Source organism: Salmonella sp. GDC200615, assembly GCF_050574145.1.
In the GTDB taxonomy this organism is placed as follows: Bacteria; Pseudomonadota; Gammaproteobacteria; order Enterobacterales; family Enterobacteriaceae; genus Salmonella; species Salmonella enterica.
This window is the reverse complement of record NZ_CP192247.1, coordinates 2544422-2560121: the sequence shown is the minus strand read 5'-3', so window position 1 is coordinate 2560121 and position 15700 is coordinate 2544422. Positions and strand designations below refer to the sequence as shown.

Annotated in this window: 13 protein-coding genes, 3 pseudogenes and 1 riboswitch; of the genes and pseudogenes, 7 read left to right on the top strand and 9 right to left on the bottom strand. The window is 52.3% G+C overall.

Going from position 1 to position 15700, the window contains the following annotated elements; all coding sequences use genetic code 11:
• Positions 1-11 precede the first annotated feature (11 nt).
• From ACQ29O_RS12300 to rlmA, 5 genes and pseudogenes are all read left to right on the top strand, one after another.
• A pseudogene (locus ACQ29O_RS12300) lies at positions 12-298 on the top strand (YebO family protein).
• 648 nt (positions 299-946) lie between these two features.
• Entirely contained in the window at positions 947-1090 is a 144-nt protein-coding gene (locus ACQ29O_RS12295) for a DUF2627 domain-containing protein (RefSeq protein ID WP_001537930.1), read from the top strand.
• Between the two features lie 12 nt (positions 1091-1102).
• Positions 1103-1312, top strand: a complete 210-nt coding sequence (gene cspE / locus ACQ29O_RS12290) for a transcription antiterminator/RNA stability regulator CspE (RefSeq protein ID WP_001062678.1) — start codon at positions 1103-1105, stop codon at positions 1310-1312.
• A gap of 219 nt (positions 1313-1531) precedes the next feature.
• The gene (ftsI, locus tag ACQ29O_RS12285) at positions 1532-3277 is read left to right on the top strand and encodes a peptidoglycan glycosyltransferase FtsI (RefSeq protein ID WP_000730310.1); all 1746 of its coding nucleotides are present in this window, start codon (positions 1532-1534) and stop codon (positions 3275-3277) included.
• A gap of 65 nt (positions 3278-3342) precedes the next feature.
• Positions 3343-4152 carry a 23S rRNA (guanine(745)-N(1))-methyltransferase gene (gene rlmA / locus ACQ29O_RS12280; protein ID WP_000010915.1) on the top strand — a complete coding sequence of 270 codons (810 nt, stop codon included), beginning with the start codon at positions 3343-3345 and terminating at the stop codon, positions 4150-4152.
• Here rlmA and mntP read toward each other — a convergent pair.
• The 5 genes and pseudogenes from mntP to manX all read right to left on the bottom strand — a co-directional run bounded on the left by mntP (position 4149) and on the right by manX (position 8327).
• Positions 4149-4715 (bottom strand): manganese efflux pump MntP, encoded by a 567-nt coding sequence (mntP, locus tag ACQ29O_RS12275; protein ID WP_001518359.1) that lies wholly within the window; start codon positions 4713-4715, stop codon positions 4149-4151. The genes rlmA and mntP overlap by 4 nt on opposite strands.
• Positions 4716-4826: 111 nt before the next feature.
• Positions 4827-4928, bottom strand: a riboswitch (yybP-ykoY riboswitch).
• Between the two features lie 196 nt (positions 4929-5124).
• Positions 5125-5583, bottom strand: a pseudogene (locus ACQ29O_RS12270) (DUF986 family protein).
• Between the two features lie 58 nt (positions 5584-5641).
• Entirely contained in the window at positions 5642-6493 is an 852-nt protein-coding gene (locus ACQ29O_RS12265; protein WP_001518647.1) for a PTS mannose transporter subunit IID, read from the bottom strand.
• 12 nt (positions 6494-6505) lie between these two features.
• Positions 6506-7306, bottom strand: coding sequence for a PTS mannose transporter subunit IIC (gene manY, locus ACQ29O_RS12260; protein WP_000406920.1), 801 nt, complete (start codon positions 7304-7306; stop codon positions 6506-6508).
• Between the two features lie 52 nt (positions 7307-7358).
• Positions 7359-8327, bottom strand: coding sequence for a PTS mannose transporter subunit IIAB (gene manX, locus ACQ29O_RS12255; RefSeq protein ID WP_000150523.1), 969 nt, complete (start codon positions 8325-8327; stop codon positions 7359-7361).
• A gap of 152 nt (positions 8328-8479) precedes the next feature.
• Here manX and ACQ29O_RS12250 point away from each other — a divergent pair, with 152 nt between their 5' ends.
• Together ACQ29O_RS12250 and yoaE are read left to right on the top strand one after the other, a co-directional pair.
• Complete coding sequence (locus ACQ29O_RS12250) at positions 8480-8812, top strand: protein YoaL (RefSeq protein ID WP_011233029.1); 333 nt, start codon at positions 8480-8482, stop codon at positions 8810-8812.
• Positions 8800-10357: pseudogene (yoaE, locus tag ACQ29O_RS12245) on the top strand (CNNM family cation transport protein YoaE). The gene ACQ29O_RS12250 and the pseudogene yoaE overlap by 13 nt, the downstream one beginning before the upstream one ends.
• A gap of 21 nt (positions 10358-10378) precedes the next feature.
• Here the strand turns inward: yoaE and ACQ29O_RS12240 are convergent.
• The 4 genes from ACQ29O_RS12240 to pabB form a co-directional block, all read right to left on the bottom strand.
• Entirely contained in the window at positions 10379-11980 is a 1602-nt protein-coding gene (locus ACQ29O_RS12240) for an EAL domain-containing protein (protein WP_001192535.1), read from the bottom strand.
• Positions 11981-12117: 137 nt separating this feature from the next.
• Positions 12118-13482, bottom strand: coding sequence for an L-serine ammonia-lyase (gene sdaA / locus ACQ29O_RS12235; protein WP_000624273.1), 1365 nt, complete (start codon positions 13480-13482; stop codon positions 12118-12120).
• Positions 13483-13745: 263 nt separating this feature from the next.
• Positions 13746-14324 (bottom strand): CoA pyrophosphatase, encoded by a 579-nt coding sequence (locus ACQ29O_RS12230; RefSeq protein ID WP_000381544.1) that lies wholly within the window; start codon positions 14322-14324, stop codon positions 13746-13748.
• A gap of 3 nt (positions 14325-14327) precedes the next feature.
• Positions 14328-15692, bottom strand: a complete 1365-nt coding sequence (gene pabB, locus ACQ29O_RS12225) for an aminodeoxychorismate synthase component 1 (RefSeq protein WP_000978451.1) — start codon at positions 15690-15692, stop codon at positions 14328-14330.
• Positions 15693-15700 lie beyond the last annotated feature (8 nt).

Sequence of the window (15700 nt, the reverse complement as noted above, 5' to 3'; positions counted from 1 at the left end):
GAGGTGGTGAAATGAACGACGTTTTAAACTCTGGTGCGTTTTCTCTTGCATCTTTAATAGTATCAATGGTGGTTCTGGTGGTGGGGCTGGCGCTCTGGTTCTTTGTCAACCGGGCAAGTTCCCGTGCCAACGAGCAGATAGAACTGCTCGAAGCGTTGTTGGATCAACAGAAGCGGCAAAACGCGTTGTTACGCCGCCTTTGCGAAGCAAACGAACCAGAAAAAGAAGCGGAACCCGCAACAGCGGCAAGCGAACCGAAAGAGGATGAGGACATCATTGTCTGGTTGCTGAACGATAATGCTTACCGGGGCGCAAATGGCGCCAGTGCCATACGCCCCATTTCCCCGTCGGATCTCTCCGCGTTGCCGTTTGCAACTGATACTACAGCATCAACACCTTACCTAATATATGGCTTTATATGCAACATAGTTTTATATGTATAACAAATGGACATATGGCATTTTTGTGATACCGCTCATTCTCTATTAAAAGCGAAACGTTTCTCTCTCTTTATGGATTGTCATTGTTTGTTCATTATTTTAAGGCATTCTGTAAAGACGCAGAACATCACAAAAAGCGGTGTCGAAAATCGCTTTTCTTTTCTATTATTTTGATTAAAAGGTGTTTTTTATCATTGTGACAATTTATGCATAACTCAGCATAAAAAGTGATATGAAAAATACAGCTTTTAAATGTGATTTGATGCACTGGAAGAAGCGAAGTTATTGAGCTATGGTAGAAAAATGGCTTTTCAGCAATGACGTTGTCAGGAGTCCGTCAGCGCGTGAGGATATATCTTTCGCAATTTTGTTGCATAAACGTGCTGTCAATTTGTGAAGGTTCTCGTAATTTGTGCGACGGATCGAGACACGTTTAAAAATGGCTTGCCATAATTAACGTTGTATGTGATAACAGGCTTTGGGTTAAACGAGGTACAGTTCTGTTTATGTGTGGCATTTTCAGTAAAGAAGTCCTGAGTAAACACGTTGACGTTGAATACCGCTTCTCTGCCGAACCTTATATTAGTGCCTCAAGCAGTAATGTCTCAGTTTTATCTATGTTATGCCTACGGGCAAAGAAAACACTCTAAGGAATTTTGCAAATGGCAAAGATTAAAGGTCAAGTTAAGTGGTTCAACGAATCCAAAGGTTTTGGCTTCATTACTCCGGCTGACGGCAGCAAAGATGTGTTCGTACACTTCTCCGCTATCCAGGGCAATGGTTTCAAAACTCTGGCTGAAGGCCAGAACGTTGAGTTCGAAATTCAGGACGGCCAGAAAGGTCCGGCTGCTGTTAACGTAACAGCTATCTGATCGACACCACTGATTTGATGCGTTTGTCGCGTCAGCCTCAGATATAAAGCCTCGCTAAAAGCGGGGCTTTTTAATTCAATATCCTTCAAAATGTGTCTGGATGCGCTCTCGTTAGCGATTTGTTGCAAAGGCGCGATGTTATTAGCATTGTTTTTTCTGGTTTTTCCGGCCGTTTCCCGTTAAATCAATCACCTGAAAAATGATTCGGCTGGAGATCAGGTGAAAAAGAAAAGCGACGGCGATACCCGTAATTTTACGCCCATACGTTTTGCACTACTTTGCACTGCCATTCTGCTCAGTATGGCATTGTTGTTAGGGCGGGTGGCATGGCTGCAAATTGTTACGCCGTCGAAACTGGTGAAACAAGAAGATATGCGCTCGCTTCGTGAAGTGACCACGGCCTCTCTACGCGGCATGATCACCGACAGAGAAGGGCGGCCCTTAGCGGTGAGCGTTCCGGTTAATGCTGTCTGGGCCGATCCGAAGACTATCATAAGCAAAGGCGGCGTTGGCTACAATGAGCGCTGGCAGGCGCTGGCCAGCGCCCTGCATCTGTCGCTCAGTACGCTTGCGGAACGGGTAAACAGTAACCCGGCAGGTCGTTTTATCTACCTCGCGCGCCAGGTTTCACCCCAGCAAGCCGAATGGATAGATAAACTGAATCTACCGGGTATTAACCTGCGGGAAGAGTCGCGCCGTTTTTACCCTGCCGGACACGTAGCGGCCAATTTGATCGGCTTTACCAATATCGACGGGCAGGGAATAGAAGGTATTGAAAAGAGCTTTAACGCGCAACTGACGGGAAAACCGGGCTCCCGACTGGTGCGTAAAGATAAATTTGGTCACGTTATTGAGAACATTACGGAAGTGAATCCGGTTCCTGCTCATGAACTTCAGCTTAGCATTGATGAACGTCTGCAAACGGTTACCGAAGATGCGCTGGATAACGCCGTCATCTGGAACAAAGCGGAATCCGGCGCTGCCGTATTGATTAACATCCCAACGGGTGAAATTCTCTCGATGGCGAGCTACCCGGATTTCAACCCGAACAACCGTGAAGGCGCGCAGTTGGACGATTTTCGTAACCGCGCGATTAGCGATACTTTCGAACCCGGTTCTACTGTGAAGCCATTGGTCATTATGACTGCGTTACAGCAGGGCATCGTGCAGCCGGACAGCGTTATCGATACCCATCCTTTTACTCTCGATGGACACCGTATCCGCGACGTCGGTTACTATCCGGAACTGACATTAACCGGCATTTTGCAAAAATCCAGCGATACCGGCGTTTCTCACCTTTCTCTGGCGATGCCGGTGCAGAAATTAATGGATACTTATAAAAGCTTTGGTTTCGGCGTGCCTACCGGACTGGGTCTCACCGGAGAGAGCAGCGGGTTATTACCGAAACGCCGTTACTGGAGTGATTTAGATCGCGCTACCTTCGCTTTTGGCTATGGATTAATGGTGACGCCGCTGCAACTGGCGCATGTTTATGCCACGATTGGCAGCTTTGGTATCTACCGTCCGTTATCGATCACCAAAGTTGATCCGCCCGTGATCGGCACGCGGGTAATGCCGGAAGAACTGGTGCACGAGGTGGAACATATGATGGAGAGCGTCGCGTTGCCTGGCGGCGGCGGAACAAAAGCCGCAGTAAGAGACTACCGTATTGCGGTCAAAACCGGGACGGCGAAAAAAATTGGCGATGATGGTAAATACGTCGATAAATATGTGGCATATACCGCAGGCGTCGCGCCGGCAAGTAACCCCAGATTTGCGCTGGTGGTGGTGATTAATAATCCGCAAAACGGGGCTTATTATGGCGGCGCGGTATCTGCGCCCGTATTCAGCCAGATCATGGGCGATGTGCTGCGGCTGGAAAATGTTGAGCCAGACGGTATGCCAGCCGATTCAGATCACCTTCTGGTGATGCATGGCAGCCACGTTGCGGTTCCGGGCTCGTAAAGGATTTTCCCGGGGCGCAATTCGCGTTACACTTGCGCCCTTTAGCGCCCCAGTCCGGAGTTGTCATGTCGTTTACCTGTCCGCTTTGCCATCAGCCGCTTACGCAGATTAATAACAGCGTTATATGTCCACAGCGCCATCAGTTTGATGTGGCGAAAGAGGGCTACATCAATCTGCTGCCGGTACAGCATAAACGTTCGTGCGATCCGGGCGACAGCGCCGAAATGATGCAGGCGAGGAGAGCGTTTCTTGATGCGGGCCATTATCAGCCGCTGCGCGATGCGGTGATTAACCTGTTGCGCGAGCGGCTGGATCAGTCGGCCACGGCGATTCTGGATATCGGCTGCGGCGAGGGGTATTACACTCATGCTTTTGCCGAGGCGTTGCCGGGAGTCACCACGTTTGGACTGGACGTTGCTAAAACGGCGATCAAAGCGGCGGCGAAGCGCTATTCGCAGGTGAAGTTTTGTGTGGCGTCAAGCCATCGACTGCCCTTTGCAGATGCGTCAATGGATGCGGTGATCAGAATCTACGCCCCGTGTAAGGCGCAGGAATTGGCGCGTGTGGTGAAACCTGGTGGTTGGGTCGTTACCGCCACGCCAGGGCCGCATCATCTGATGGAACTAAAAGGGCTCATTTATGATGAGGTGCGTTTACATGCTCCGTATACCGAGCAGCTCGACGGATTCACATTGCAGCAGAGTACCCGCCTTGCTTATCACATGCAGCTCACCGCCGAAGCGGCTGTAGCACTGTTGCAAATGACGCCATTTGCCTGGCGCGCCAGGCCAGACGTGTGGGAACAACTGGCCGCCAGCGCCGGACTTAGCTGCCAGACGGATTTCAACCTTCATCTCTGGCAGCGTAACCGTTAACCGTGAAAATGCGTCCAGAGGATCTGGACGCCAATTCCTATCAGTACGACCCCGCCGAGAATTTCAGCACGCTTACCCAGCATTGGGCCGATAAAGCGACCGATCATCATTCCGAGAGTGGACATGATAAGCGTGGCGCAACCGATAGCTAATGCGGTAGCGATGATGTTTACCTGCAAAAACGCCAGACCGACGCCAACCGCCATCGCATCGAGGCTGGTCGCGATAGCCGTCGTGACTAATAGCCAAAAGCTGTGGCGGCGTAACGGTGTTTCATCTTCATCACTACCGCCGCGGATACCTTCGATGATCATGCGTCCGCCCAGAAAGATCAGCAGAACAAAGGCTATCCAGTGGTTCCATTCCAGAACGAATTTACTCGCCAATATCCCCAGCCCCCAGCCGATTAACGGGGTCAGCGTTTCAACCGCGCCAAAGATAAGGCCGGTACGCAACGCTTCTGAGAATTTGGGTTTATGTAGGGTGGCGCCTTTGCCAATTGATGCCGCGAAAGCATCCATCGACATACCGAAAGCGAGAAGAACAGTAGCAGTAAAGTGCATGACAACGTCCTGACCGGGGTATCCATTAAACACATCACTGCCCCCAGCAAACATGCATGTCGCCATTCTGTGACGAAATACACAGCAGTTGATGCGCCTATGGTCTCGCCTGACCAGCGGCGGCTGGTCCGTACGCGCCACGTTTTGCAACGAGTATGTTGACGCGTACATTTCCGGAGTCTGGAAATCGGCTACTCCCCAATTGACGGCGCAACATTAACATATTTTTAGAATATAAAACAACAGCGATAAAATATTATTTGCCTTCTAATTGAAAACGATTTTCATTTAGATTTATTCATCAATAAAACGTTAAATTAAATAACAATTGGTCAATAGAAAATATAGCCTTAGCTATATTATGATTCGAAATAAAATTCGAAAAACATAGTTGAGGCTATATCTTAAGCTATTGATTTTCAATAAGAATTTTATATATTTTTTCCAGATTGTCGATATTGCGTACACGGATAAGCAAGCGTCGTTGTTCTAATTGCATCACCAGTACGCCGTCTTCCGATAAATTCATCTCTTTAATACGGTTATATTCTATCCAGACATTGGCGAAGAAAAAGCCACGTTATTTAAAGATGATCCGTGGCGTGCGGATCCAGAATATATAAAACCCCATTAACGCCAGCGCGCTTAATAACCATGTGGTCATCTGCGCTCCGTGGCTGGTTACGTTGTTATAAATAAGGATGGCGACCAGCCCAACGAAGATAACGCTGTCTACGCGACCGCGGCGGAGCAGGGCTATAGAAAGCAGAGTGGGGCCATTGCGACGGGGCATGATGAACTGATCGTAGAGAGCGTAAGCCAATAATGCGGCAATAAAGAGAATCAGCACCAGGTCCGTGATAGTCATTTATCCTCCAGAGAAATAAAAAAACGGGGCCGTTTGGCCCCGGTAGTGTACAACAGCCTTACTGACCCAGCAGTCCTACGGAGTAGCCGGCGATACCGATGACGAAGAAGCCCACGATAATCCACAGCGGGTTAACTTTCTTACGCAGCAGCCACATACAGGCAAAGGTCAACAGTAGCGGAACCAGACCCGGCATCAGCTGGTCGAGAATGGTTTGCACGGTGGTAACGCGTGTCTGACCATCCTGACCGGTGATGGTGGAGACCACCAGCGGGATATTCACATGCGTCCACTTGTTAACCAATGCCCCCATGACAAACAGGCCGAGGATTGACGCCCCCTCAGTCAGTTTTTGCAGGAAGCCGCCGCCCATATCTTTAACGATATCGACGCCTTTGCGGTAGCCATAAGCCACGCCATAATAACGGGTCGCCAGACGCACCAGGTTAAACAGGATGAAAAACAGCAGCGGACCAAGCAGGCTGCCGCTCATTGCAATACCTGCGCCCAGCGCCGCGAATACTGGACGGACGGTACCCCAGAAGATAGGGTCGCCGACGCCTGCCAGCGGTCCCATCAGACCGACTTTGATACCGTTGATAGCGCCATCGTCAATCTCTGCGCCATTCGCACGCTTTTCTTCCATTGCCAGCGTTACGCCCAGTACCGGCGCCGCAACGTAAGGATGGGTGTTAAAGAACTCCAGGTGACGTTTAATCGCCTGTTTACGCGCGTCATTATTCTCCGGATACAGGCGACGAATCGCTGGCACCATAGAGAAGCAGAAGCCCAGCGCTTGCATACGTTCGAAGTTCCATGACCCCTGGAACAGGTTAGAACGAAGAAATACGCCGCGAATATCGCTCGGAGTGAGTTTTTTCTCGGTGGTAGTTTTAGTCATATCAACCATTTCGCTCACCTGTTAGTCCAGTTCGTTGTCGAGATCGTTATTGCCAGCAGCCGTTGCAGGCGCGCCCGCTACACGGTTGTATTTCGGGCTCAGCTGGATGTAAAGAATAGCCATCACTGCGCCGATGACACCCAGTGCGACCAGGTTGAAGTTTGTGAAAGCCGCGGTGACGAAACCGAGGTAGAAGAACGGCATCAGGTAGCCTGCGCGCATCATGTTGATAACCATCGCATAACCAACCACGACGATCATGCCGCCGGCGATGTTCAGACCGCCCGTGACGACTTCAGGAATCGCATTCAGCATTCCCTGTACTTCGCTGGTGCCTACGGAGATGGCAACGATAACCGCCGGGATAGCGATACGCATTGCCTGCAGGAACAGAGAAGAAACGTGCAGCCAGGAGAGCGCCGTCAGGTTGCCGTTTTCAGCCGCCTTGTCCGCCGCGTGCTGGAATGCCACGGTGATGGTACGAACGATAATGGTCAGTACCTGGCCTGCCGCCGCCAGCGGAATCGCCAGCGCGATACCGGCGCCAATGCTTTGATGCCCGGCGATGACCAGAACGGTAGAGATGATGGACGCCAGTGCGGCATCAGGCGCAACGGCAGCACCGATGTTCATCCAGCCCAGAGCGATCATTTCCAGAGTACCGCCGATGATAATACCGGTTTTCATGTCCCCCAGAACGGCGCCGATTAAGGTACAGGCGATCAGCGGACGGTGGAACTGAAATTCATCAAGTACCGACTCCATACCCGCGATACATGCGACGATGAACACCAGCACAATCTGAAGAGTGGTAATCTCCATTGTACTTCTCCTATTGCTATCTTAAGTGTGAAAGCTAATTAAATGCCGGCGGTTATTTCGCTACTTTGGCAATTAAATCCATCATTTTCAGTTTCGGATCGGTGGAAACTTTACGCACCTCAAGCTCGATGCCGCGCTCGTTGAGCTTTTTAAAGGCTTCGATATCCTTTTCATCGACGGAAACGGCGTTGTTCACCTGCGTTTTACCTTGACGATAGGCCATACCGCCAATGTTCACGGAGGTGACTTTCACGCCGCCCTCAACGATGCGCTCGACGTCGGTAGGATTGGTAAACAGAAGCATCACGCGTTCGCCGGCGTATTTCGGGTTATTGTAGACGCGAATCATCTTCGCGACGTCAACCACATGCGCCGTAACGCCCGGCGGCGCAACTTGCGTCAGCAGCGTTTTACGTACGGTATCCGCCGCGACTTCATCGCTCACAACAATAATACGGCTGACATTGGTCTCTTTGGTCCAGCGGGTAGCGACCTGACCGTGAATGAGACGGTCATCAATACGGGCAAGCCCGATAACCATATAATCATTCGGGCCCATCGGTTTTGCCGGCGTGGCCGCTTTTGGCGCGGCGGCGACTGGCGCTGGCGCGGCTTTTTCTACCGGTTTCGCTTTCAGCGCTTTTACGCCTTCACGACCAGTTTCTACCGCCAGTGCGACCAGCTCGTCAAAGCTTGGATCGTCGTCACGAGCCATAAACGTTTCGACCAGCATCGGGATGTTGACGCCGGCAATAACTTCATAGCGCTCTTTATCGACGACAATGCGGCTGGCAGCATTAAACGGACTGCCTCCCCATGTATCAACGAGAAATAGCACGCCTTTACTGGTATCGAGTTTAGCCAACTGAGCGTTGTACTTTTCGATCAGCGTTTCGGCATTTTCGCCTGGAACGAAATCGATCCAGCCGACGTTTTCCTGCTCGCCTAACAGCATTTCGGCTGTTTTAAGTAACTGCTCTGCAGCCCAACCATGTGTGCCTATAACAATAGCAATGGTCACTTGCTACCTCCTTTATTATTGTCAACACATCAACTTGACAGATGTATTTTTTGAATCGCCGTCCGCAAGCGAATCGATTCAGATGAGGGTTACAACGAAAAACGCATGATTTTCGTGAATTATTTTAGATATCGAAAAAAATATTTTGTGTGATGGAGATCCGTAATTTTGTTTTCGATAATGAGAAATTTCGAAGTGTAAAATATCCCGGTTACATCTCTTTGCAAAGGAAGGTAAATCTTTGCCAAAAACCAGTTGTCTCTGTTATGTTTAGTTTCCGTTTAATTAGAATGGGGTATAGGGCAGCAGCCCGTTGTATGGATCGTCACCGACGTCATTTCACTCTTTGGCCGTTTTGCGCCTGTCAATCTGGCATATCTTGCCATAGCCTTACTTTGTTTATTGCGTTACCGCCTGCATCCTTTGAGATGTTGTGGGCGCCGTTTAGTCATTCCTTAAGCAGGAGCTTGTCATGGAATTATTAATGGATCCCTCAATTTGGGTGGGTTTACTCACGCTCGTCGTCCTGGAAATTGTTCTGGGTATCGATAACCTGGTCTTTATCGCGATCCTCGCCGATAAATTGCCGCCAAAGCAGCGTGACAAAGCGCGTCTTATCGGGCTCTCGCTGGCGCTGATTATGCGTCTGGCGCTGCTGTCCATTATTTCGTGGCTGGTGACCTTAACAAAGCCGCTCTTTACCGTCTGGGATTTTACCTTCTCCGGCCGCGATTTAATTATGCTGCTGGGCGGTATATTCCTGCTGTTTAAAGCGACCACCGAGCTGCATGAACGTCTGGAAAACCGCGAGCATGACACCGGACACGGTAAAGGCTATGCGAGCTTCTGGGTGGTAGTCACGCAGATTGTCATCCTGGATGCGGTCTTCTCTCTGGACGCCGTGATTACGGCGGTAGGTATGGTAAACCATCTGCCGGTTATGATGGCGGCGGTGGTGATTGCGATGGCGGTGATGCTACTGGCGTCAAAACCGCTGACCCGTTTTGTCAACCAGCATCCGACGGTGGTGGTGCTCTGTCTGAGTTTCCTGCTGATGATCGGCTTGAGCCTGGTGGCGGAAGGGTTCGGTTTCCATATTCCGAAAGGCTACCTGTACGCGGCAATTGGTTTCTCGATCGTTATCGAGGTGTTTAACCAGATTGCGCGCCGCAACTTTATTCGTCATCAGTCCACGTTGCCGCTGCGCGCGCGTACTGCGGACGCTATCCTGCGTCTGATGGGCGGTAAACGCCAGGCGAGTACGCAACATGAAACGGATAGCCCGGCCGCGATATCGGTGTCGGAAGGCGCCTTCGCCGAAGAAGAACGCTACATGATTAACGGCGTACTGACTCTGGCGTCGCGCTCCCTGCGCGGCATTATGACGCCGCGAGGCGAAATTAGTTGGGTGGATGCGAATCTCAGCGTAGCTGAAATCCGTCAGCAGTTACTCTCTTCTCCGCATAGCCTGTTCCCGGTATGTCGGGGCGAGCTGGATGAAATTATCGGTATCGTTCGGGCGAAAGAGTTGCTGGTGGCGCTGGAAGAGGGCGCGGACGTTGCGGCTATCGCCGCGTCTTCCCCGGCGATAGTGGTGCCGGAAACGCTTGATCCTATCAATCTGTTAGGCGTTTTGCGCCGCGCGCGGCAGTTTCGTTATCGTCACTAACGAGTTCGGCGTGGTGCAGGGGCTGGTTACGCCGCTGGATGTGCTGGAAGCGATTGCCGGTGAGTTCCCGGATGCCGATGAAACGCCGGAAATCGTTGCCGATGCCGAGGGCTGGATAGTGAAGGGCGGCACTGATCTCCATGCGCTACAGCAGGCGCTGGAAGTTGATCATCTGGTGAACGAAGAGGGCGATATTGCGACGGTCGCGGGGTTAGTGATCGCCGCTAATGGCCATATTCCTCGTGTAGGCGATGTCATTGATGTTCCGCCCCTGCGGATCACCATTGTCGAGGCCAACGACTATCGTGTCGATCTGGTTCGAATTGTTAAAGAACAGCCTGCCCACGACGAAGAGGAATGACGTCACACGCAGGAATCAAGTCTATAGATGCGGCATCGCGGACATAATCTGTCCGTTATGCCGGGCGGGCGGCGGCGCGCTGCCCGCCAGCCACTGTGGAAATTCGCTAATGGGCATCGGCTTCGCATAGAGATAGCCCTGTAACATTTGCACGCCATGCTGGCGCAAATGCTGTGCCTGCGTCTGGTTTTCGACCCCTTCCGCCACCAGTTCAATATTCAGTCTTTGCCCCAGAGCGATAATAATATCGGTCACCGTTGAATTGACCGCATCGGTACCGATGGCGGCGGTGAAGGATTTATCGATTTTCAAAATATCCGGCCGCAGTTTTTCCAGCCAGGAGAGCGAGCTGTTTCCTGTGCCAAAATCATCGATGGCTAACTTCACGCCTTTACGATGCAGCTCGCGCATCAGGCGGTAATCAACGTCAAGCAACGCGTCGCGTTCCGTGAGCTCCAGCACCAGTTGCTGAACAGGTTCCGCACTAAACCAGTACTGATTAAGATCCTTGAGAAGCACGCCGTGTCGGAAATGGCTTGCCGCCACATTGATGCCGATATGAAACTGATGGTTGATGGGGAAGTAGTGCCGCTGCCGAATGGTTTCCGCAATCACATAGCGGGTCAGCGGCGCTATCAGGTTATGTTCCTCGGCGATAGGAATAAAAACATCCGGTGAGATCCAGCCCTGGCGCGGGTTGTTCCAGCGTAACAGGATCTCAACGCCGGTACACTGCTGCGTGCGGGCATTAAGCAACGGCTGACAAAATAGCTCAAACTCCCGTTCGGCAAGGGCCAGATTAATTTCCCAGGAAAAGCTCATTCTGCTGGCCGTTGCCAGCCAGGCGATATAACCGATCAACAGGCTAAGCAATACGGCCAGCGGTAACTGCGTCGGGAGATGTTTGAACGCCAGTACGCCTGCCGACGGCCCGCTGACGCTGATAGTAAAAGGGAAATGTCGCGATGAAAGCTGGTAACGCTCTTCATCTTTTTTTAATTCCGGAAGAGTATCGACCACGCCCCGACCATATAACAGGTGCCGTTTGCCGACCGTCAGGCTGGCGCTGGTAATTTGCGGCTGCTGCGGCTCAAGTAGCATAGTCGTCAGCAAGTCAATATTCACAATTTCCATCACGCCATCCTGGCCATCGGCAGAGGCGGGATACCACTGAATGAGGATCGGGCTTCCCTTGAGTAACGATTGGTCTGTGGAAAGTAGCAGCAGATCGCCGACTGCGGGAAGATCGGGCTGAAGCTGGCGTATGGGAGTATTACGGGCGCCAAAAATGCTTGAGCAATAGAGAATTCCCTCTTTCACCAGCCCGATAGAACGAACGGTTTGCAGACGGGCGGCTTGCTTACGCAACGGCAGATGCGCGGTCGCGCACGGAAGCTCAAGCAAGGGGAGCAGTACGTTTCGTCCGACCTGGAGAGGATGCAAAACATTGTCCAGCGCATCAACGGCATGATTCGCGAATGCAACCGTGCGATGGTGATTTAAGTTCCGCTCCGAAATAAATCGGATGCTCAGCGTAAGAATGAGCGTGACCAGTGCACAAATCGTGCAAACAATGAAACGATTACGGCGATAATGATTGATGATCCGTTGTGCTGTTTGCATGCGGGCCGCCCAATAAGCGTTGGCGACAAAAGCCAACCGCGACACAGCAAGTGTAGTGGGGAAACGTGGAGTCGACGAGGAAGAGATAAAAATTTCGCCCATCCGTAGCAGATGGGCGAAGGGAGGGGAAACGGCGTTTAATCACACTGGACTTTAATAGCCAGCCCGCCGCGCGACGTTTCGCGGTATTTTGCGTTCATGTCTTTTCCGGTCTCGTACATCGTTTCGATGACTTTATCCAACGAGACGCGCGGCGCGCTGGTTCGACGCATGGCCATACGCGCAGCGTTGATCGCTTTAACCGAAGCAATGGCGTTACGCTCGATACACGGCACCTGCACCTGACCGGCAACCGGGTCGCAGGTCAGCCCCAGGTTATGCTCCATGCCGATTTCAGCGGCAACGCAAACCTGCTCCGGGCTGGCGCCCAACAGTTCAGCAAGGCCTGCCGCCGCCATCGAACAGGCGACCCCGACTTCGCCCTGACAGCCGACTTCCGCGCCGGAAATAGACGCGTTCATCTTATACAGCGCGCCAATAGCGCCTGCCGCCAGGAAGTAGCGGGTGTAAATATCCGGGCTGACTGATTCAATAAAATGGTCGTAGTAAGCCAGTACCGCAGGAACGATACCGCACGCGCCGTTGGTTGGCGCCGTCACGACGCGGCCGCCTGCGGCGTTCTCTTCGTTCACCGCCAGAGCAAACATGTTCACCCAGTCAATGACGTTCATCGGATCGTTGGAAAGCTTATCGCTGGAAACCAGCATACGACGCAGCGCAGAGGCGCGACGCGGTACGCGCAGCGGCCCCGGCAGCACGCCTTCGGTATTCATACCACGATCAATACAGGCCTGCATGGTCTGCCAGACGTGACCGAAATACTCTTCAATCTCTTTCTTGCTATGCAGCGCCAGTTCGTTTTGCATCACCATGCCGGAGAGTGAAAGGCCGGTACTGTTGCAATACTCCAGCATTTCTTTCGCCGATTTAAACGGATAAGGTACAGTAACCTCATTCGTCGCTTCCTGGCCGAAATGCGCTTCATCAACGATAAAGCCGCCGCCGATGGAATAGTACGTCTTGCTATAAATGACTGTGTCGTCATGCCAGGCGTGGATCTGCATCCCGTTTTCATGCAGCGGCAAATTGCCGTTGTGAAAACGCATTCCGTCATCTTTCGGGAAGTCGACTTCGTGACGTCCCTGGGCCAGTAACAGACGCTCGCGCGTTTCGACGTCGCGAATAAAACCGGGGATACTATCAATATCCACGGTAGCGGGTTCATTACCCGCCAGACCCATAATAATGGCGATATCGGTATGGTGACCTTTCCCCGTCAGCGACAGCGAGCCGTAGACATCGACAGCGACGCGGGTAACGTTATCCAGTAATCCTTTTTCGACCAGGTCATCGACGAACTGTTTACCGGCCTTCATCGGGCCAACAGTGTGGGAAGAGGAGGGACCAATCCCTACCTTAAACATGTCGAATAGGCTAATCACGATAATACTCCTGACAGGGCAACCGGGGCTTCCGGTTACGATGTTATAACTGCGCATAGTGTAAGAGGGAACGCTGGCATCAGCTTAACTATTCACATGAATTAAACTAATGAATAACCGCGTTTTTACTAATATTGCGACAGTAATCTCAAGTCGTGTCTTGCGCGCGTAAAGTTAAGTATATACACGTTGCCCTTCAGGCTGCCTCTTTGGGGGAGGCGATTGTTACCACCTTGAGGCAACGTGAATGGCGTTGTGTACAGTCAGGGCTTTACGCCGATTTGCAGCGCCAGCTCACGAAGAATGTTTGCGGTCATGCCCCAGACGAAATAATGCTCATACCAGGAGAGCCATACGCGGTGCGAATTGCCGCGACGGTAAACATCAAGCGGGTGATATCGACCCAGTTGCAACGCTTGCGCCAGCGGCATTTCAAACACCGCAGACACTTCATCTTCACTGGCGCGCCAGGGGAGATTTGGCGGAATAATGCCGACCACCGGGGTGACCTGAAAACCGGTCACGCTGTCTACCGGCGGTAAAACGCCAATCACTTCCACGGCTTGCGGCGGGATGGCGACTTCCTCCTGCGCTTCGCGAAGCGCTGCGGCGATAAGCGAAGCATCGGTACTGTCCACGGCCCCGCCGGGAAAGGCGACCTGTCCGGCGTGTTTGCGCAAATGAATAGCCCGCTGGGTCAACAGCAGCCCCGGCTGGGGGCGGCGAACCACAGGGATCAGTACGGCGGCCTGACGTTGATTTAACGTTTCATGAGTCATCTGCGGGCGCAAAAGCTGAAAGCGCGATAAGAAATGATCGAGCGTCAGACGGCTGGTATCCACGTATTAGTTCTCCAGTGGGTGCAGGATACGATTAACTTTATCAAAAGTTTCCTGATATTCCGCTTCTTCCTTGCTATCGGCCACGATACCGCCGCCGGCTGAGCAATAGAGTTGGCCCTGCGTTGCCGTGACGGTGCGGATAGTAATACTGGTATCCATCTTGCCGCAGAAACTCAGATAACCGATGCTACCGCACCAGGCGTTGCGTCGCTGCGGCTCCAGTTCGTCGATAATTTCCATCGCCCGCACTTTAGGCGCGCCGGTAATGGAGCCGCCGGGGAAAGCCGCGCGCAGCAGGTCGGTAGCATGAAGTGAGTCCGGTAAACGGGCGGTAATGGTGCTAACCAGATGGTGAACGGCAGGAAATGGTTCGACGACGAACAGTTCCGGCACTTTCACCGAACCCGGCACGGCGACCCGGCCAATGTCGTTACGCATCAAATCGACGATCATCAAATTTTCAGCGCGATCTTTCATTGAGTTGGCCAGTTTCTGCGCCTGCTGACGATCCGCCTGCGGATCGTTAAGCCGTGGGAGCGTACCTTTGATCGGGCGCGTCTGAATATGACCATTCTCCAGTTGGATAAAACGCTCGGGAGAAAGGCTCAATATGGCGCCGTCATGTAAACGAAGAAAGGCGCTGAACGGGGCGCGATTGGCGCGGTTAAGGTGTTCGAAAGCCTGCCACTCATCACCCTCGTAGCTCGCCTGAAAACGCTGGGAAAGATTGACCTGATAGCAGTCCCCGCTGTGCAGCCAGGCCTGCACCTGACGAAACTTTTCGCCATACTCGCAACGCGTCATATTGGATTGCCAGGCCGAGGTAAGCCTGAAGGGCGTGCGGGTCGGCGCGTGCTGGCTGGTGAGCCAGCGATATCGGGCGTCTGCATCGTGATAGCTTATCAGCGACACCACCTGTTTTTGGTGATCGACAATCAGCGCCCAGTCGTAAAGGCCAATCGCCATATCGGGTAAAGCGATATCGCGCGCAGCAGTATCGGGCAGAATTTCGAAACGCCGCCCTAAATCATAACCAAACAGACCCAGCGCGCCGCCCTGAAAGGGTAAGTCAGGGTCAGGCTGAGGATGAAAAGGCAGCGCCTCCAGTTGAGTCTGCAAAACGTGTAACGGATCGTCGAAAGTGACGGTAGTCGTGCGCGCAGTACATACCGTGGTTTCCTGTGCGCGCGTGGTCAGTGTGGTGACAGGATCGGCGACCAGAATATCAAAACGGTTATAGGGATGAATAGCATCACCTGAATGCAGCAGCATCGCCCAGGGCAAATGATTTACGGGCGCAAAATAGTGTTCAGCGGCGTCCGGACGCCAGGGTAAGGTGATAACAGTGGGAGATAACGTCTTCATCATTCCTGACT